Source organism: Acinetobacter sp. SA01 (assembly GCF_011319235.1).
In the GTDB taxonomy this organism is placed as follows: Bacteria; Pseudomonadota; Gammaproteobacteria; order Pseudomonadales; family Moraxellaceae; genus Acinetobacter.
The window spans coordinates 184,504-203,939 of record NZ_WXXM01000003.1 but is presented as its reverse complement, the minus strand read 5'-3'; the positions used below and the strand labels follow the sequence as shown (position 1 = coordinate 203,939).

Below are 19,436 nucleotides of genomic sequence, written 5' to 3'. Positions count from 1 at the left end.
CTTTAAATTGCAATAAAAAGACTCTTCATTTTTAGAAGGGTCTTTTTATAGATACATACCTTACAAATAGAGTGAGTGGAACTCAACTTCTTAATAAAAATCAGTTTACCTGCATTTTTTTAACCACTTCGCCTAGGCGCTTACCCTGCTCTTCACACAAGACTTTTTCATCCTGACTTAAACCCAGATCATGGCGCGGACCGCTGACATGGCTTGCTCCATACGGCGTGCCACCCGACTTGGTATTGGATAATGCCGGGTTGGCATTCGGCAGGCCCATAATCATCATGCCATGATGAAACAGAGGGGGAAGCATAGTCAGCAATGTGCTTTCCTGTCCGCCGTGCATCGAACCCGATGAAGTAAAGACACAGGCCGGTTTTTGGTGTAAAGCACCATTCAGCCAAAGACTGGTGGTCTGATCCCAGAAATACTTCATCTCGGAGGCCATATTGCCAAAGCGTGTAGGTGAACCCAAAGCCAGACCAGAACAATTGGCCAGATCATCCAGGGTACAATAAATATCTCCTTCGTCAGGAATACTTGGCTCAGCCTGCTTCACCACAGTCGATAGATTGGGCACCGTACGAATTTTTACCGCCATACCTGCAGATTCAACACCATTAGCAATTAAATGCGCCATTTCTTTGGTTGAACCATATTTGCTGTAATATAAAACAAGGATATAAGACTGCATAATTTTTATAAACGAAGCCAAAAGAGAAAACTATACGGTATTTTTCCCATTTTTTGGTTAAGCTTGATATTGAAAATTCATAAAGATGACTAAAAAAATTGAGACTTCATCACTATGTTAGAAAAGTATTTAAAAAAACTTCCTTTTTATAATGAGACCTGGTTTCAGTTTTCTTTATTTGTCATAAGACGTTTTGAAGCCGATCGTTGTCGTGATCAAGCGGCATCTCTGACCTATACCACGCTGTTTGCAGTGGTCCCCATGCTGACGGTTTTTCTGGTAATCATTTCTTCAATTAAAGCGCTGGAACCTGCAAGGCAACAATTACAACAACTGATTTATAGCCATTTTTTACCCCGAACCACCATCGCCTTTGACAAGGCCTTTACTGCCTTTACCGATAAATCCAGCAACCTGACGGTGATTGGTATTTTATTTCTGTTCGTGACTACAGTCATGATGCTTTCTAGTATCGAGACCGTATTTAACCGGATTTGGCGAGTCAAGGAAACGCGAGGCGGGATTATCGGCTTTATGCGTTACTGGACCATTATTTCACTCGGCCCTATTCTGCTAGGTAGCGCTTTTGCTATTTCATCAACTGTGGCTTCATTAAATGTACTCAGTAATAATTTTGCCGGTTATGAGGTCGACGGCGAATTTATCCTGTGGGGCATTTCCTTTGTCCTCACCATTTTAGGTTTTTTTATTTTAAACTGGACCATTCCCAACCGTAGTGTTCCGATTAAAGCTGCCTTGATTGCCGGTACATTTAGTACCGTCGTCTTTGAATTACTGAAAAATTTGTTTGGCATCATCATGTCAAATTTTACCAGTTATGAAATTGTCTATGGCGCTTTTGCTGCCATTCCGATTTTCCTGTTATGGATTTTCCTGTCCTGGAACATTGTTTTGCTGGGGGTCGAAATCAGTTATGCCCTCACTGCGTTTAATTCAGGCAAAGAACCCAAGCGCCATCCCGTGATTATGCTGCTGGATTTGATGGAGCTGTTTTATAAAAAACAGCAAAGTGGTGAAAGCGTTTCTGATGAAGAAGCACTGGAAGTCTTAGGCCGTGATGAAATTGGACGCTGGCCGACGTACGTAGTGATGCTGGAAAAGCAAAATCTGGTGAAACGTACCGATGATGATGAATATGTGCTCACGCGCAATCTGGTTCAGGTCGATTTTTGGAGTTTTTATAAACAGTTGCCCTACCCGCTTCCGCGTAGCAAAGATGTCGCCAATATTCGTCCGGATGATGAATGGATACAAAGACTTGGTCCAGCTCTGGTTGAATCTGATGATTATCTGGCGGCAAAACTCTCCATTCCGCTGTCGGCTATTTTTGAAAAGAAATAACCTTAACTGACTTTGACGATGCCATAAAAAAGCCTTCACACATGAAGGCTTTTTTAATGACTACGCGGAGGTATTAGCAGACAAAAATATCTGATCCAACCATGCAAACTGACCGTCATGTAAAAATTCAGAGCTTAAAAAAGGCTGTATCAAACAGCCTTTTTACTCAGCTTTTCCACTTATTGAACAAAGGTTTTCCAGACAAAATCCTGGCTTTGACCTTGCAACGTCATTTTCAGTTGATCGCCTGATTGTAATGCAGCCACCCCGGCGGGTGTTCCGGTCATCACCACATCACCCGGCTCTAAAGTAAACACCTGACTGATATCAGCCAGCAAGGTTGCAATATCAAAAATCAGCAAAGACGTATCGCCTTTTTGACGCAGCTCATCATTAACCTGAAAAGTATAATGTACCTCTTTCCAGTCTGTAATTTCAGCAACGTCTACCCAGTCTGCCAGGACACATGAACCGTCAAAAGCCTTAGCACGCTCCCAAGGCTGACCTTTCTTTTTCAAGTCATCCTGCAAGTCACGCAAGGTTAAATCCAGACCTAAAGTCACTGCACCGACAGCTTGCAAGGCTTTGGCAGGATCAGTTTCTGCTTTCAAAGTACGGTCAATCCGCAGGCTGAGTTCACATTCATAGTGACAATTTCCCCAAGCCGGGTTCCATGAAATACCCTGCTCTAAAGTTATCAAACTGCTTGGCGGCTTGATAAATAAAACCGGACGATCAGGAATGGCATTGCCTAATTCTTTGGCATGATCTGCATAGCTACGACCGACACAGACAATTTTAGATGGACGTGTACTCATGATCTTCCCTTTTATTGCACTTTTACTTTATTTCAAGCTTACTTTTTAAATGTGTTTTCAAATACGGTTTGATCGGCCGGTTGCTCGAAGGCACATTTCGGTACAATCACCACGGTACGATTCTTCAACTCAATCATATAGGTCAGCTTGCCCATAGCAAAGTTTTGCACTTCACTATAGTTAAAAATCTGTTTACGACCATTGGCATAAATTTCGGCATGATCCTGAAACAACTCGATGCCTTGTTCACTTTTACCAAACTGGTATTTTACAAATTGACGCTTAAACATCATCGGTAAAAACCAGTAACGCATAATCAGCTGCAAAATCAAAAAGAAAGCGCCAAGCGCAACATAATAACGACCAACGCCATTAAAGCCGAGATAAAATCCCCAGATAATAATCCCGATACTGACCAATGGGGTAATAAAACGGGTAATCTGCTTTTTACCAAAAGTCGCCAGGGCAAAACCGTCTTGCGATTCTTCCAGGTTTAGGAAATAACGTACCGATACAGCAGGCTTGGTCTCTGACATAATTCATCATCAAATTATTCGAACAATTGTGCTAGATATTACACCAGATTCCGTCATTTCCTTATTGTTTTTACCCACCTAAATTACATCAGGCAGCAATGCAGAATATAAAGTTTTAGCCGGATTGGGAGTGATCAATCTTCCATTCTATTTTAAGCTGCGTTCCGATCATCTCAACAGCCTGGGAAATCTGTTTGATGCTGTTAGTGCAGAGCGACGCGAAATGTGCCTTATCACGACATGTTAGAACAATAGATGGCAATACCGTAATGGTATTAAAGATTAAACAGCAGATGAAATAATTTTTTAATACATTTAATTTATTCTAGGCACAAAAAAACCGCAATTAAGCGGTTTCTTTCAATTTCACATCTGTCGATGTGATCAAGTTGGTGCGCTCAGAGAGATTCGAACTCCCGACCCCTTAGTTCGTAGCCAAGTGCTCTATCCAGCTGAGCTATGAGCGCGACGTCTTGATGTGGTGCATTATACGCGTTTTTAACATTCTGTTAAGTGCTTTTTCACAAATCTGCAATCAAATGGACAGTTATTGGGCGAAATTGGATTTTTCATCTATTTTTTAAACAAAATTTGTTTTTTGATGATTGCACAGATTGATTTGAAATAAGAAATCATCAATTTTATAAGCGTATTTTTATTTCAGGTTTACTTCAGATACGCAGAACGAATTTTTAAGAGCCTATACTTTCTGAAAATATCTCAAATCAGCGAAAGAATTGACAAGATTAAGTTGCACTAAATTTCAGACACAAAAAAACCGCAACATGTGCGGTTTTTTCCAGTTTTACATCTGTCGATGTTCAAGTTGGTGCGCTCAGAGAGATTCGAACTCCCGACCCCTTAGTTCGTAGCCAAGTGCTCTATCCAGCTGAGCTATGAGCGCGTACTTGAGTTGCTTTGCAGCATTCGTTACTATAAAAATTACCACATTTAACTTGATTGGTGCGCTCAGAGAGATTCGAACTCCCGACCCCTTAGTTCGTAGCCAAGTGCTCTATCCAGCTGAGCTATGAGCGCATTTCAAGTTATTCGTGGCGGTGAGAGAGGGATTCGAACCCTCGGTGGGCTTTAAGACCCACGCTCCCTTAGCAGGGGAGTACCTTCAGCCACTCGGCCACCTCACCGTAACGAGCCGCCATAATACAAATTAAACTTCATTTCTTCAAGTCAGATTTCAAAAAATTCTGATATTTTTAATCAATCATCTATTTTTTAAACAATTTACGACTTTGCTCTGCCCTTTTCTGTCTGTTTTATGGCTGGTGACCGTGAAATATTCAGCTTCACCCCAAAATTTGAACTGAAAAACACATTATTGCAATCATTTACGTGCAGTCTGTTGCAGCATGACTTATGCTAATCCTATCTTCTGACATGAAGCCAAAGACATTATGAAAAATTGGGTCGATCCTGAAGCTAAAGCTGAAGCTGAACGCTATGAAAATCCTATTCCTAGCCGTATTCTGATTTCTGAAACGATTGAAAAATTACAAGCACCACAATCTCATGCAGATTTAGTAGAACATTTTGAAATTGCAGATCAAAAAAGTATTGATGCACTCAGTCATCGCCTGATCGCCATGGTTCGGGATGGCCAGTTGATGAAAGATGGCTACAAGTTCCAGCTTGCCGCCAGCCAGCCGACGCATGAAGCCACGGTCTATATCAATTCCAAAGGTCTGGGCAGTGCCTCGATTGCCGATCATGAAGACCTTTTACTGCCTGAACGCGAGCTGCGTCTGGTCTTTAATGGCGACCGCGTCAAGGTTCGTCAAACCTCGGTCGACCGCAAAGGCAAGGCTTGGGGCTTTATTACCGAAGTGGTGCAACATCGGGTAAAACAGATTATTGGTAAAGTGGCCATTCACGATGGCGAATACTTTATTCAGCCGGCCAATCCGAATGCCCATCAGCCAATTACCCTGGAAAAAGAACTGATTGAGCATGCCCAAGTGAAAGTGGGTGATTCGGTTCGTGTGGCGATTGATGACTATCCAACGCGTGAAGAACTTGCGACCGGTCATATCGTGCAATCAATGGCAGACAAGGCCGATACCGAAATCATTATTCCGCAAACCATTCTGGAATTTGGCTTGCCTTATGAGTTCCCGGAAGAAGTGCTTCGCGATGCCGAACACTTTAAGGAACCTTCTGCACAAGACCGTGAAGGTCGAATCGATTTACGTGATTTAGCGCTGGTGACGATTGACGGCGAAGACGCCCGCGACTTTGACGATGCCGTATATGCCGAAAAACGTCCAGGTGGCGGCTACCGTGTGGTCGTAGCCATCGCTGACGTAAGCCATTATGTCCGCAACGACAAACCGCTGGATGACGAAGCCAAAGAACGTGGCACTTCAGTCTATTTCCCGCATTTTGTGCTGCCGATGTTGCCGGAAGCCCTCTCCAATGGTCTGTGCTCGCTGAATCCGCATGTCGATCGTCTCTGTATGGTTTGCGATTTAAAACTGTCACGTGCCGGTCGCGTCACTGGTTTTGAATTCTACCCATCAGTCATGCATTCCAAAGCGCGTCTCACCTATACTCAGGTGGCACAGTATTTTGATGGCGACAGCAAAGCTGTTCCTGAAGATCGGGATGTACGCAAATCGCTGAATACCTTGTTCCAGCTGTATCAGATCCTGAAAGGTTTACGTGCAGAGCGTCATGCCATGGAATTCGAAACAGTCGAAACCTACATGACCTTTGATGAGTTAGGTGGCATTAATGAAATTCTGCCACGTACACGTAACGAAGCACATAAGCTGATTGAAGAATGTATGTTATTGGCCAACGTGGCAGCCGCAGAATATGCCTTGGAAAATGACATTCCGATGTTATACCGTGTGCATGAGCCACCTGAATTTTCACGTATCCAGAAAGTGCGTGAATATGTGAAATTGCTCGGCCTGCCTTTCCCGGAACAACCAACGCAAAAAGATTATCAGGCGGTGATTGAAGCCACCAAAGACCGTATTGATGCTCCAAGCATTCATGCGGTGCTGTTACGCTCGATGATGCAAGCCTATTACGGTGCAAATAATGCCGGGCATTTTGGTTTGGCGTATGAGGCCTATACCCATTTCACCTCTCCGATCCGCCGTTACCCGGACTTGTTATTGCACCGTGCCATCAAAGCCCATTTAAAACAAAAGCCTTTCCTGCTTTCCGGTGCCGCTCTGGATGATGCCGGAGAACATTTCTCTCAAACCGAACGCCGTGCCGATGAAGCTTCCCGTTCCGTCACCACCTGGTTGAAATGTCATTATATGAAGCAGCATTTAGCTGAAGAATTTGTCGGTGTGATCAGTGCAGTGGCTGAATTTGGCCTGTTTGTAACCTTAAAAGATCTCTATGTTGATGGTATGATCCACGTCAGCCAACTGGGCGATGACTATTTTGTCTATGACCAGCCAAGCCAAAGCTTAATCGGTCAGGCACGTGGTCAAACCTTTAGTCTGGGCGATGAAGTCAAAATTAAGGTGGCTGCGGTAAATCTGGACGATCGCAAAATTGACTTTGAACTGTTGCAACAAATAACCCATGCCGGCCGTGCTATTCGTAGCCGCGCGCCACGTGTGGCCAAGACAACAACAGAAGAAGTATTTAGCCCGCGTGCGAAAGCCGTGGTCAGTGAAGATGGTGAACAACCGATTCGCAAGAAAAAGCCTAAAACCAAATCTGCTGCACCAGCTAAAAAGTCAGATAAAAAATCTTCAGCCAAATCGGATGCAAAAGCCAAAGACAAGCTGAAGAAAAAATCCAAACCGAAAAAGAAAAAGTCGAATGCGAAAGCTAAGCTAGACTAATTTTCTGATAAAAGCCCTACTTCGGTAGGGCTTTTTATTGAGTCTAATCTAGAAAGTATTTACCGACTGAAAAATAATAGCCCTTGATTTAACCTTCTCTAAGCCTTACATCTACTATTAACTTTATAAATGATATGGCGTATTAGAAATGACTTTAGAAAAGGCGACCTTGCCCGTTCCACAATTTGACCAGATTCAACTGGCTGATTTAAAACAACAGATTGAACAAGCCATTCAACAAGGACAAAGTTTTTTAAAAGATTTAACTGCAGTTCCAGAGAACGCTCAGGCACAGCTTAATGTGTTAGAGCAAGTTGATACGCTGGAAAACAACATGAGTGAAGCTTGGGGTGTATTGTCACATCTCAATGCCGTGATGAATAACACAGAAACGCGTGAACTTTATCAATCCCTGCTTCCAGCATTAAGTGAATACTACACCCAGCTGGGTCAACATACGGTGCTGTATCAAAGCTATCAACATGTACATGACTCGTCCATATTCAGCACCCTCCCTGCAGCCCATCAAAGTGCAATTAAACTGGCACTACGCGATTTCAAACTGTCAGGCGTGGCTTTAGAAGGTGAAGCGAAAAAACGCTATGCAGAAATTTCTGCACGTTTGTCACAGCTGTCATCTGACTTTTCTAACCATGTCCTCGATGCCACACAAATCTACTTCAAGCCTCTAACTGAAGAACAACTCAAAGGTTTACCACAAAGCAGCGTAGATTTACTTAAACAATATGGTCAGCAACGTGAACTGGATCAGTCAGTCGCAACTTTAGATATTCCGGCTTATCTGGCCATCATGACCTATGCCGATGACCGTGGCTTACGTGAAGAGTTATACAAAGCCTATACCACACGTGCTTCCGACCTATCTGAGCATCCTGAATTTGACAATACCCAGGTGATGGAAGAAATCCTGAGTCTACGTCATGAAATGGCACAGTTATTAGGTTTCAACAACTATGCCGAGTTATCGCTGGCCAGCAAAATGGCGCCGGATGTCGAAACCGTAGATAAGTTCCTGGTCGACCTGGCTGAACATGCCCGAACACCTGCAAGTAAAGAAATTGCCGAATTAAAAACCATCGCCATTCAGGATGGCATTCTCGAATTACAGCCGTGGGATACAGGTTATTATTCGGAAAAACTGAAACAGCAACAGTTCAATTTATCGCAGGAATCACTGAAACCGTATTTCCCTGCACCCAAGATTTTGCAAGGCTTGTTCAGTATTGTAAATCGTCTTTACGGCATCAACATTGTGGAACGTGAAGCGCCCGTCTGGCATCCAGATGCACGCTATTTTGAACTGGAAGATCAAGGCAAGGTAGTCGGCGGTTTTTATTTCGATCTGTATGCGCGTAGCGGCAAACGTGGTGGTGCCTGGATGAGCGGTTTCCGCTCGCGCATGCAAACCCGACAAGGCCTGCAAAAACCGATTTGCTACATGGTCTGCAACTTCACCCCTGCAGTCGGCGATCAACCTGCGTTACTTACCCACGATGAAGTGAATACCCTGTTCCACGAATTTGGCCATGGGCTGCATCATATGCTGACAGAAGTCGACCATATTGCCGTGGCAGGTACACACGGCGTAGATTGGGATGCAGTCGAGCTACCAAGCCAGTTTATGGAGTTCTGGACCTGGGATACTGACAGCCTCGATCTGCTGAGTGAACACATCGAAACCCGGCAGCATTTGCCAGAAGATTTGCTTAAATCCTTGCTGGATGCCCGTTTCTTCCAGTCTGGTATGCAAACCTTGCGTCAAATAGAATTTGCCCTGTTTGACCTGTCGATTCACAAACACAGTTCTGCTTTAAATGCCGAACAGGTACAAGCGACACTGGACGAAATTCGCCAAAAATATGCGGTCGCACCGACAGCCAGTTATAACCGTTTCCAGCATAGCTTTAGCCATATTTTTGCCGGAGGCTATGCTGCGGGTTATTACTCTTATAAGTGGGCCGAAGTTTTGGCCAGTGATGCCTTCGACCGTTTCGAAAAAGAAGGAATCTTTAATGTGCAGACCGGAAAAGAATTTCGTCAATTTATTCTAGCAGTTGGCGGAAAAGATACAGCACTTGACGCGTTTATCAATTTCCGCGGACGCGAGCCAAAAATAGATGCGTTATTACGTCATCAAGGTTGGACGAAGCCCTCTAAAAACGCTTAAACTAACTGTCTAAGATTGTTCGGAAGGTTAGGATGATGACTATCAAACGTCGTTTCATTGCAGGTGCTAAATGTCCAAAATGTGAAGCACTGGATCGGGTTGTCATGCTAACTTCTGGCGACGATGAATGGATTGAATGTATCGAGTGTGGCTATAGCGAAAACCGGCCAACACATGTCGAAGAACCACAAATGCCGGAACTGCCGGATGAGATTGGTGTCATTCAGTTCAAACCACGTCAGCCTAAATAAAAACAGGTTCAATATGACATTAGATCAAAGAAATGGCCCAAAACTTTTATTGGGCATTATGGGGGGATTAGTTGCAATCATTGCGCTTTTTTTGGCCTATCAATGGTTTTTTGCAACTTCAAACGAAACATTACCTGAACATGAAGGAGCCAGTTTAACGGCTCCTGCAAAACCTGCGGCTAAAGCTGAAAAACCAGCTGAACCGCTTGCTCAAGCCGAGCAGAAAACCATTCAGCTGGTGGATGAAAAAATTCTGAAAGAAGCTGTTCCAGAAAATGAATCACTCGCCAAAGAAGAAGTGGCCAAACTGGATGATATTCAAAGCCAGTTAAATGAACAGAAAGCCATGCTAAAAGCCCAACACGCCGACGCAGATGAGCTGATTGCACTGAAAGAAGAACAGATTAAATTACTCGAAGCTCAATTGGCTCAAAAACAATAATTTTATAGTTGAATATTCAGCTAAAATATCAGCACATGTTTTAGCTGATTTCTTTCATGTCCCTACCGACCAGCAATCGGAACCTGTTTACAGCACTTGCCTTACTGACCTGCTCTGCCTTTTTATTTTCTCTGATGGGCGTCTGTATTCGCTATGCCTCACACACGGTAGATAATCCCACTATTGTATTTTTTCGCAACTTTGTCGGCTTGTTTATTTTTCTGCCGTTTATTTACCGTAAAGGAATTGGATTTTTTAAAACCGAAAAAATCTGGATGCATAGCTGGCGGGCCGTGATCGGGCTGGTCGCCATGTATGGCTTCTTTTATGCGATTGCCCATTTAAAGCTGTCCAATGCCATGGTGTTTACCTATTCTTCCCCGATTTTTATTCCCCTGATTGCCTGGCTATTTCTGAAAGAAAAAATCACCAACGCCATGTTTCTTGCTGCAGCGATTGGTTTAATCGGTGTGATCTTTGTCGCCAAGCCGGATGCCGGCATGTTTAACCAGATGTCGATCATTGGACTAGGGGCAAGCTTGCTGGCGGCCATGGCATTTGTGACGGTTCGTGCGCTTACCAGTACCGAATCGCCAGAAAAAATCGTTTTTTATTTCTGTTTTATCGGCACCCTCATTTCCATGATTCCGATGTTCTGGTTATGGCGTCATTATACCTGGACTGAACTAGGTTTCTTAATTGGCGCGGGACTGCTGGCCAATATCAGCCAGATTTTCATGTCCAATGCCTATAAACTAGCACCTGCCGGACAAATTGGCCCGGTAAATTATATTGCCATTATTTTTGCCGGGATCTGGGGCTTTATCTTTTGGCAGGAAACACCAGATTATTACAGTTTAATCGGTTTCGGACTCATTTTAACTGCCATTATCCTGTGTAGTCCCTTGGTGAAAAAACGTTCAATCTAATCATTCAGCCAGTTTTTCCAATCATAAAAAAAGCACCCGAAGGTGCTTTTTTTAGCATGATCAATTAATGATACCAACCGAACAGTTTAAAAATATACGGCGTATAGGTCACAATCAGTAAAGACGGGAACAGCACCATAATCGGTAGCAACCAACGTTCATAACGGTAATAAAACTTGGTGTATTTGACCTTTGCTTCCGCATCGGCAGCACGAACCTCATCATCACCTACCGACATTCGAGTCAGCAGATGATTCAGCGCCACAGGCGGAGAGACATACCCTAATTCAAAGGCAACCAGCACAATCATCCAGAAATGGATGGGATGAATACCATTTTCATAAGCTACAGGTGCAATGGTGGCAGCCACCAGAATGACCGCACCAAACGGATCTGTCGTCATACCGACAATTGCCAGCAACAGTGCAATAAAGGCCAGTGAAATATAGATATTGCCCAGATGCGTTGGCAATAATTCAACCACTTCACTACGTTCAATCAAACCGCCTACACTTGCAGACAAAGCCATCAAGATAATCAGTGCACCAATATGTCCAACGGTTTCTGCTGAAGCAAACCACATGGAATGGGCAAAGCCGTGTGATTTTTCTCCCCCATGCGGTGTATGTTCGCGCATAAAGGTCGACTGTTTTTCATGTTCCAGGGTTAAAGCTGCATGACGGTCTGGTGGTGTCACAAAACGGTCACCCCACCATTTATCAAACATAATATAAGCAATCAGGATAATCGGCAGAATCACCGGAGCAGTGAATTCATCCATTTGGGTATCTAGACCCATCGTATACATTAAAATGACAACAACAGTAATCACGATATAAGGAATCACTGGCACAATGGCTTTTAACATGCCTGGAACCGCAATTTTCGGTGAATTGACACGGAAACGCGTTTCAGCCAGATATAACGATACACCAAGGAAAATAAATGCGGTCAGCCAGAAAACATAGATACCATGATTAAACAGTTCGTCAGAAGTCACATGACGACTATCCAGCATCGAGATCAAAATCACCAATAGACATGGACGAATCACCACACCTAAGGAACCGGACATGGCGGAAACAGCCAGGGCATATTGACGGCGTGAACCTGAATTCCATACTTCCTTATAAATGATCGCACCTGCTGCCACAACGAAAATGCCGGAAGCACCGGTATAGGCCGTTGGAATCGCAGCGGCAATCAAAATCAGCCAGGTCAAGGTTTCAGGGGCCAAATTCCAGGGACGTAAAATACCGAGGAATAAATCCATCACCCGGGTTTGGGTCAATAGCATACCCGCCCAGATAAACAGTGCCAGGTTTAAGAAAATGCCAGAGAATTCCACCAGAATTCCGAGGTAAATCCCTTGCCCCATTGGATAATCCATGACAAAGGTAAAAACAATCCCGGTCACTAATGCCATGTAGGCATATAAAGGTACACTCAGTAAAGCCAGTCCCAGATTACCCTTAGCTTCCTGTTTAGCCATAGGTGGTTTAAAGAGTTGTAACAGACTGATCAGGGTTAAGCTAATAAACAGGAAAATCCACAACCAGTAAACCGTCAGTGTTTCATACGTGGAAGTCACGCCTGAGTTGATAATGGAATGGTATTGGCTGAGTACCGATGCTGTCAGCAGACCATTACCCAATGCCATAAACAGGGCATAAACACGATAATCCAGCTTGGTGGTTGGAGCACGTAAGCCAATATGATGAAACTTGACTGAAGCGGTGATTGCAGCAACCACAACCATCAACAATAAAATAATGACACGGTTTTCAGTACCAAATTTAAAAACACCAAAGAATGAGGTTTCCAGGGTACGGTAAGTTCTTATCGTTGGATGATCATCCATATATTGAATGGCTTTGTCATAGAATTGATACTTTTCCTGGCACTGTTGCTGCCCTGCCAGAACCGAAGCCCGTACATCTGCTTCCGATGTAGTCCCGAAAATATCAGCGAACTCATCATTGGCATTGGCTTTCATTTGTTTTTGTACTTGCGCATCAATATCCGGATGTAAGTCACAGCTTGGCTTGGCGGGTTCTGCACGTAAAAAAGAATATTGCATGCCAATGTCTTCATTGCCATACAAACGTTCACCCACACGTAATAGCTGACCATGAATCATCTCACCAGTACCGATGATGAGTGTGAGTAAAAGTAGTAATAGAATGACAAAAGTCGAGATCCACTCTGTCCATATATAACGTAACAGACCTAATCCTGATCTGCTGTTTTCATCATTTTGCATGTGCATTCCTATTTTTTCTTTTAATCATTGCTACAACTTCAGCAATGCTACTTTCCTTTTCTGAATAGAAAACATCCTTTCTCTATTCAATCTATTTATTCTTATCAACAAATTTGCATTAACTCGATATCAATGAAAATGACAATATGTATTTTCTTTTCTGTTTTAAATGTCAATCTTGCCACTATTCAACAAAATATTCCCATAAAACATAAGCCAAAGCGATGACGACTCCTCCAATAACACCTAATAAATGTGCTTCAACCAGGACTGGACTGCCAATCAGTTCCGCTGTACCGACACTGCCCACCGTATTTTCCCAAAGCAATTTTCCCAGAATCAGGCACAACACCAAGGCAGCAAAATTGCGCTCTTTTCTATACAACAGATGCACACAGGCAACGGTGACATAAGCGCCATGTAAGACTCCAGACAGGCCGGCATAAGCTTCTATATCCGGAAAAAAATAATAAAAACACAGACTGATAAATGGCGGAAGTAATAAAAGTAAAGCAACGAAATGCCAGATTTTGACGCGTGGAAAGATGAAAGGTAAACAGGCAAAAGCCAGCATATTAAGCAGATAATGAATCCATCCCACATGTACCCAATGGGCAGTCCATAAACGCCAGAATTCTTTAAATAAATCAGCTTGCCAATAAATAAATGAGTCTGCAAAAACTTGAAGGCAGGCCGAAAAAGACATTACAAATGCAATAAAAATAATCTTTTGCATCAGAAACGGGTTTTTCATTGGCATGCCCCCCAGTTTAGAAATAACGGATTAAAAATAAAATATCATTCCAACCCATCTTGTCTTATATTCTCTTTCATCCCGTCCAATTTAAGAGGATGCAGCAGTCTCATTTTCAGTAAATAAATCATCCAGTTCTGCAGAATGATCCTGATCATCCCAGAAACGTTGCATGCCATCATCACTGGAGCGGATTCCAGTATGTTCAGTCCAGTAACGGTCTGAAATCCCCTGCACCATATTTTGCGCCATACTGTCTACCAGTCTGAACTGTGGATTAACCGGTTTTTCTTCAGAGCGGGCTGTGGCAAATGCTTTCAGTGCATCACGAATCTTGGCATCATCGCCACTAGCTTGAGCTGCGACCGCATACAGGGCATGTGACAAGCGTACACCTTTTTGTTCACCCAGTTGCACCGACTGTTTTAAAGTCTGATAAGGGTCGGGCTTACCATCTCCCGCACCCGGCAACAAGGTCCAAATGACTGCACGTGCAGCTTCTGGCGCACCCCAGAATTTGGCGTTATCCAGGCACACCATGCCGCGTTCCACCACTGCCGCAATATCTTTCGGTACATTGACGGCACCGCCAGAATTAATGTCATTGGTCATGGCCTGTAAGCCACTGATCATTCCCATTAAATATACCGTTTGATCGAGGTCACTTTTCATTCTTGGGCACCCATCACCTAGGGCCTTGTTATATTTTGTCGCCCAACGCTTTTCTAATAGCTGGTAGCCTGCATACTGACGCTGTGCGGCAATGGCAGCCCAGCGTTTTTGCTGGATACGGGCATCTTGTGCTTCTGAAACTTGCCCCGCTTTAGAAGCGCGTAAATAATGCAATTCTGCTTCCAAGGCCTGATTTTCAGCACAAATTCCTGATGAAGCATATAAAAGAACCGCAATACGGGTTGGGTCTGCCCCCATATCTTTGGTGGACATAATAGCAGGCGTTAAGGCATTGCCTGAATTGCATGCCATATCGGCATCATCCATGGCCAAGATAGGCGGTACAATATGTTTCTCACTAAAACCCAGGGCAATATTTGCCCCTGATTTAACCACTTGAGAACAACCTGATAATAAAGAACCTGTAACGATAATGACTGCCATACCCTGGCATATTTTTTGGACTTGCGACATTTTCCTGTCCTCTATAATTGTGTTTATGTCCATAGCACCTAAACATAGCAGATGCAAAATTTGAATAAAAGAGTATTCACTCTAATTTAGTTTGCTACTGTGCCACGAAATGACGTACGGAAAATTGACTGTATTCCATCAAGTTAAAAATTTTGGGCAAAAAAAAGTAGCATTGCGACGGTTCGGCACATGCTACTTATCAAGGGGTCAAAGCCTAACGGCTTTCAGGTTGTGCAAATCGATCCTTCAGCACTGTTCCTAGTCGCCCAATAACAATCGCCAAAACAATTGCTATCACCAGAAACATCCAAGTTGGAATCACCATGATGATTTCCTCAGTTGCTGTTGGTGGTTTTAATTTACATTTAGCTGAAATAATTCACTGGAAAAATTGTCTGACAATTGCAACATTTGTGATTTTTCTCATCAAACTGTCTTACAAAGAACAAAAAATATAACTATATATTTGATTATAAATAATTTAATTAAAATAAATTTTATACAACTGTCTAACAATTAGCTTAATTTAGCCAGTTTTTTCAGTGCTTTCCATTGCTTAAAAGGCAATTGATCAACCCAAATCAAGAGTGGCTTCTCCTGAAAATGCTGGAAATACACCACAATATAAAGCTGATGATCAATCAAATGACTAACCGACACACGTTTAACCTGTTGCGATTTTAAATGTGACAGTGACCATTCACGTGCATGCAAATGTTCCAAACAGATCGGTTGAGGGACTTTCAATCCATAGGCATAGGTCATTACACCTAGCACAATACACAGCAACCATAGCCATACGGGCAAGAGTTGCTGCAAAAGCACAATCAACAGAGTAAAAATGCTCAGCTGAAATATGCAGGCAAGACGGCTGCGTTTCAGCTGAAAACAACGGTTAGCCATGAACGTAATATTTCAACTTGGCAATCAAAGCTCTCATTTCCGGACGTGGCGGTTCAGACACTTCCATAAACCAATCTAACAGATCTGGGTCCTCTTGCGCGACCAACTCAGCAAAAGTTTCTTTCTCTGCTGCATCTGCCTGTAGATAATGATTTTTTACATAAGGGTCAAAATAAACATCAATCTCTTTTAAACCGCGACGAGCACGATAAATGACTTTGCGTTCTTCCAAGCTGATTTCTTCGCTCATAGCTAGCTCCCCAACAGTGTGAAATTTTTTGCTAGTTTACCCTATCCATCCCCCCTATTTCGAGCCATTTGCCCGAATTGACCAAATTCATCATTTTATTGCTACATTTGAGCATTCATCTCATTGTCGCTTGCGGTTCAATCTTCTAATTTTGATCTCATAATAACTTTGTAGATGGACAGAATAACAATGCAAGCAGCTGCGATTCGACCTTTAGCCAATATGTTACCACGTCATTTATTTAATGCCGAGCATGAAGCCTTCCGTGAAACCGTACGTAAATTTTATGAAAAGGAAGTGGTTCCCAATATTGCTAAATATGAACAGCAACAGCATGTGGACCGGAATTTATGGAACAAGGCCGGTGCCATGGGCTTACTCTGTGCGACCATGCCAGAGCAATACGGGGGTTCGGGTGTAGACCGTCTTTACAGCATGATCCTGATTGAAGAACAAGCTTATGCCATGGATTCAGCAACTGGATTTTCGTTACATTCGGATATTGTGGCCAACTACATCTGCAATTTTGGCAATGAGCAACAAAAGCAGTACTGGCTACCAAAAATGGCTACAGGTGAAGTCGTTACTGCCATTGCCATGACCGAACCGGGAACAGGATCTGACTTGCAAGCAGTACGTACCTCTGCTGTTTTGGATGGCAGTGATTATGTCATCAATGGTTCCAAAATTTTTATCACCAATGGCTACCTGTGTGACATGGCGATTGTGGTCTGCAAAACGGGCAGCGGTTATAAAGGTTCAGCTAATCTTTCTTTAATTATGGTCGAAGCTGACCATGCCGGTTTCAGTAAAGGCAAACCTTTAAATAAAATTGGTATGAAAGGACAAGATACCTGCGAGTTGTTCTTTGACAATGTCCGTGTGCCTAAAGAAAACTTACTCGGTATGGAAGGCATGGGTTTTATGATGTTGATGAAAGAACTGGCCTGGGAACGCATGCTGGTCGCGATCATTTGTCAGGCGGGAGCCGAAGCGGCATTCGCGCATACTGTACAATACACTAAACAGCGGCAAGCTTTTGGCAAGCCGATCAGTGCTTTTCAAAATACCCGCTTTAAACTGGCTGAATTAAGAACCGAAATCGATTTCTGTCGGGCTTATTTAGACCGCTGTATGGAATTACAGCTTGAAGAAAAATTGGGTATTGATGCAGCTGCTGCTGCGAAATATAAAATTTCCGAGATGTTTTCTAAAGTCGTGGATGAATGCCTACAGCTGCATGGCGGTTATGGCTACATGATGGAATACCCGATTGCACGTGCCTATATCGATAACCGTGCCAATCGCATTTATGCTGGTACCAATGAAATTATGAAAGAACTGATTTCACGTTCGCTATAATCAACATTTATTTCTATGCCGGTTCAATGCTTGGTGCTCTATCTGTAGCAGCTTGCAGCAGAATAAAAGCTGACAACTTGAACTCATAATTCAATAGGTATAAAAGAGGGAGCATTACTGCTCTCTCTTCAAAAAATAATGAAATTCAATTATGAGACTAAACGCGGCGTCGCACTTTTCTTATCTTGTTGCTCACGTTTATGAAATTTAAGCACACCATCATCAAAGCGTGCATGCTTTAATTGTTTACGGTCAGCCAGATAATTATTGGAGACACTCCAAGGTGCATGCTTGCCCTGTTTCGGCATGACATCAGCAGCACGGGCAATATAACCTGAACTCAGACTGCCCATCACCGTATCTTCCATCAGTTCGGTCGCATCGCCTTTTGGGATCACTTCATCATAGCCATTTTTGTCCATATAATTGATCATACGACAGATATAATCTGCTGCAATATCGACTTTCAGTGTCCAGGAAGCATTGATATAGCCAATAATCATCGCCATATTTGGCACATCACTGACCATGATGCCCTGATACAGCATATGTTGAGAGGTATTCATCAGCTTGCCATCAATCGTGGCCTGAATACCGCCTAAAATCTGAATATTCAATCCGGTTGCAGAAACGACAATATCCGCATCCAAATGTTTACCTGACTTTAACTGAATACCCGTTTCAGTAAATTTTTCAATTTGATCCGTTTCAACTGAAGCACGGCCTTCACGCAGAATTTTAAACAGATCACCATCCGGTACCACACATAAACGCTGATCCCAAGGTTCATAGTTCGGGGTAAAGTGTTTCATATCCACCTTACCTTTAAGCTGAAACTGCACTGACTTCAGCAACAGTGTTTTCAGCAGTTTCGGCTGTTTCTGTGCCAGAGCATAAATACCGCGTTGCATACCAATATTACGTGCACGCGTTAATTTATAGGCCAGATCTTCCGGTAAGATCTTACGCATTTTGTCATAGACCAGATCAATTGACGGCACAGAGGCAATATAGGTTGGGGAGCGTTGCAGCATGGTGACATGCGCTGCACCACCTTTCGCCATGGCTGGCACTAAGGTAATCGCTGTGGCTCCACTACCAATAATTACGACCTTTTTACCAGAATAATCTAGCTGCTCAGGCCAATGTTGCGGATGAATAAACTCGCCTTTAAATGCAGACTGATTTGGAAATTCAGGTTGGAACCCCTGATCGTAATTATAATAACCTGTGCAACCTAAAACAAAATTGGTCACCCAGGTTTGCTTTTTTTGAGCTGCATCTTCAATTTCAACCACCCACTTTTTATTAGCCGAATTATAATTCGCCGCCAAAACCCGATGCTGAAAATGGATTTTATTTTTAAGCTGATACTCGTCAATCACTTCAGATAAATAATTTTTGATGGATGGACCATCCGCCAAGACGCTGTCTTTTTGCCACGGCTTAAAATTAAAACCAAAGGTCGACATATCTGAATCGGAGCGGATTCCCGGATATTTGAATAAATCCCAAGTTCCGCCAAAACTTTCACGACGCTCAATAATTTCAAACTGGCGTTGTGGGCAATTTTTCGAAAGATGAACAGCTAGACCAATACCCGAAATACCGGCACCGACAATCAACACATCAATATGTTTTTCCATGTTCTTTTTATAACCTGTTTAAGCTTTATTTTATTAAACCATAAAATTGACAATACTCA

16 protein-coding genes and 4 tRNA genes are annotated in these 19,436 nt (G+C 43.1%); 7 read left to right on the top strand and 13 right to left on the bottom strand.

Going from position 1 to position 19,436, the window contains the following annotated elements; all coding sequences use genetic code 11:
• Nucleotides 1-100: 100 nt before the first annotated feature.
• Entirely contained in the window at nt 101-697 is a 597-nt protein-coding gene (gene wrbA, locus GTU69_RS05235) for an NAD(P)H:quinone oxidoreductase (RefSeq protein WP_166168745.1), read from the bottom strand.
• 114 nt (nt 698-811) lie between these two features.
• On the opposite strand from wrbA, the gene GTU69_RS05230 reads away from it, so the two are divergent.
• A complete protein-coding gene (locus GTU69_RS05230) occupies nt 812-2,059 on the top strand; it encodes a YhjD/YihY/BrkB family envelope integrity protein (protein WP_166168743.1) in 1,248 nt (415 codons plus the stop codon).
• Nucleotides 2,060-2,238: 179 nt separating this feature from the next.
• Here the strand turns inward: GTU69_RS05230 and GTU69_RS05225 are convergent, their stop codons facing one another.
• The 6 genes from GTU69_RS05225 to GTU69_RS05200 all read right to left on the bottom strand — a co-directional run bounded on the left by GTU69_RS05225 (nt 2,239) and on the right by GTU69_RS05200 (nt 4,558).
• Nucleotides 2,239-2,877 carry a fumarylacetoacetate hydrolase family protein gene (locus GTU69_RS05225; RefSeq protein ID WP_166168742.1) on the bottom strand — a complete coding sequence of 213 codons (639 nt, stop codon included), beginning with the start codon at nt 2,875-2,877 and terminating at the stop codon, nt 2,239-2,241.
• A 38-nt stretch (nt 2,878-2,915) separates the two neighbouring features.
• Nucleotides 2,916-3,413, bottom strand: coding sequence for a YcxB family protein (locus GTU69_RS05220; protein ID WP_166168740.1), 498 nt, complete (start codon nt 3,411-3,413; stop codon nt 2,916-2,918).
• 390 nt (nt 3,414-3,803) lie between these two features.
• Nucleotides 3,804-3,880 (bottom strand) — tRNA-Arg (locus tag GTU69_RS05215).
• A 360-nt stretch (nt 3,881-4,240) separates the two neighbouring features.
• Nucleotides 4,241-4,317: transfer RNA gene (locus tag GTU69_RS05210), tRNA-Arg, on the bottom strand.
• Nucleotides 4,318-4,374: 57 nt separating this feature from the next.
• Nucleotides 4,375-4,451, bottom strand: a tRNA-Arg gene (locus GTU69_RS05205).
• A 15-nt stretch (nt 4,452-4,466) separates the two neighbouring features.
• Nucleotides 4,467-4,558, bottom strand: a tRNA-Ser gene (locus GTU69_RS05200).
• Between the two features lie 264 nt (nt 4,559-4,822).
• Here GTU69_RS05200 and rnr point away from each other — a divergent pair.
• From rnr to GTU69_RS05175, 5 genes are all read left to right on the top strand, one after another.
• Nucleotides 4,823-7,243, top strand: a complete 2,421-nt coding sequence (rnr, locus tag GTU69_RS05195) for a ribonuclease R (protein WP_346764448.1) — start codon at nt 4,823-4,825, stop codon at nt 7,241-7,243.
• A 148-nt stretch (nt 7,244-7,391) separates the two neighbouring features.
• Nucleotides 7,392-9,431 carry a M3 family metallopeptidase gene (locus GTU69_RS05190; RefSeq protein ID WP_166168737.1) on the top strand — a complete coding sequence of 680 codons (2,040 nt, stop codon included), beginning with the start codon at nt 7,392-7,394 and terminating at the stop codon, nt 9,429-9,431.
• 41 nt (nt 9,432-9,472) lie between these two features.
• On the top strand, nt 9,473-9,682 hold the full coding sequence (locus GTU69_RS05185; RefSeq protein WP_171522002.1) for a YheV family putative zinc ribbon protein: 210 nt from the start codon (nt 9,473-9,475) through the stop codon (nt 9,680-9,682).
• Between the two features lie 13 nt (nt 9,683-9,695).
• Entirely contained in the window at nt 9,696-10,124 is a 429-nt protein-coding gene (locus GTU69_RS05180) for a hypothetical protein (RefSeq protein WP_166168734.1), read from the top strand.
• A gap of 56 nt (nt 10,125-10,180) precedes the next feature.
• Entirely contained in the window at nt 10,181-11,053 is an 873-nt protein-coding gene (locus GTU69_RS05175) for a DMT family transporter (RefSeq protein ID WP_166168733.1), read from the top strand.
• A gap of 64 nt (nt 11,054-11,117) precedes the next feature.
• Here the strand turns inward: GTU69_RS05175 and GTU69_RS05170 are convergent, their stop codons facing one another.
• The 5 genes from GTU69_RS05170 to GTU69_RS05150 form a co-directional block, all read right to left on the bottom strand.
• Nucleotides 11,118-13,316, bottom strand: coding sequence for a TRAP transporter large permease subunit (locus tag GTU69_RS05170; protein ID WP_166168731.1), 2,199 nt, complete (start codon nt 13,314-13,316; stop codon nt 11,118-11,120).
• Between the two features lie 184 nt (nt 13,317-13,500).
• A complete protein-coding gene (gene rrtA / locus GTU69_RS05165) occupies nt 13,501-14,070 on the bottom strand; it encodes a rhombosortase (protein ID WP_086195754.1) in 570 nt (189 codons plus the stop codon).
• A gap of 90 nt (nt 14,071-14,160) precedes the next feature.
• A complete protein-coding gene (locus GTU69_RS05160) occupies nt 14,161-15,216 on the bottom strand; it encodes a hypothetical protein (protein ID WP_166168730.1) in 1,056 nt (351 codons plus the stop codon).
• A gap of 516 nt (nt 15,217-15,732) precedes the next feature.
• Nucleotides 15,733-16,119, bottom strand: a complete 387-nt coding sequence (locus tag GTU69_RS05155; RefSeq protein ID WP_166168729.1) for a hypothetical protein — start codon at nt 16,117-16,119, stop codon at nt 15,733-15,735.
• Complete coding sequence (locus GTU69_RS05150; RefSeq protein WP_166168727.1) at nt 16,112-16,369, bottom strand: succinate dehydrogenase assembly factor 2; 258 nt, start codon at nt 16,367-16,369, stop codon at nt 16,112-16,114. The genes GTU69_RS05155 and GTU69_RS05150 overlap by 8 nt, the downstream gene beginning before the upstream one ends.
• Before the next feature lie 189 nt (nt 16,370-16,558).
• Between GTU69_RS05150 and GTU69_RS05145 the strand changes: the two genes are divergently transcribed.
• Nucleotides 16,559-17,731, top strand: coding sequence for an acyl-CoA dehydrogenase family protein (locus tag GTU69_RS05145; RefSeq protein ID WP_166168725.1), 1,173 nt, complete (start codon nt 16,559-16,561; stop codon nt 17,729-17,731).
• Nucleotides 17,732-17,880: 149 nt separating this feature from the next.
• Here GTU69_RS05145 and GTU69_RS05140 read toward each other — a convergent pair whose 3' ends face one another.
• Nucleotides 17,881-19,377, bottom strand: a complete 1,497-nt coding sequence (locus GTU69_RS05140; protein WP_166168723.1) for an NAD(P)/FAD-dependent oxidoreductase — start codon at nt 19,375-19,377, stop codon at nt 17,881-17,883.
• Nucleotides 19,378-19,436: the final 59 nt, after the last annotated feature.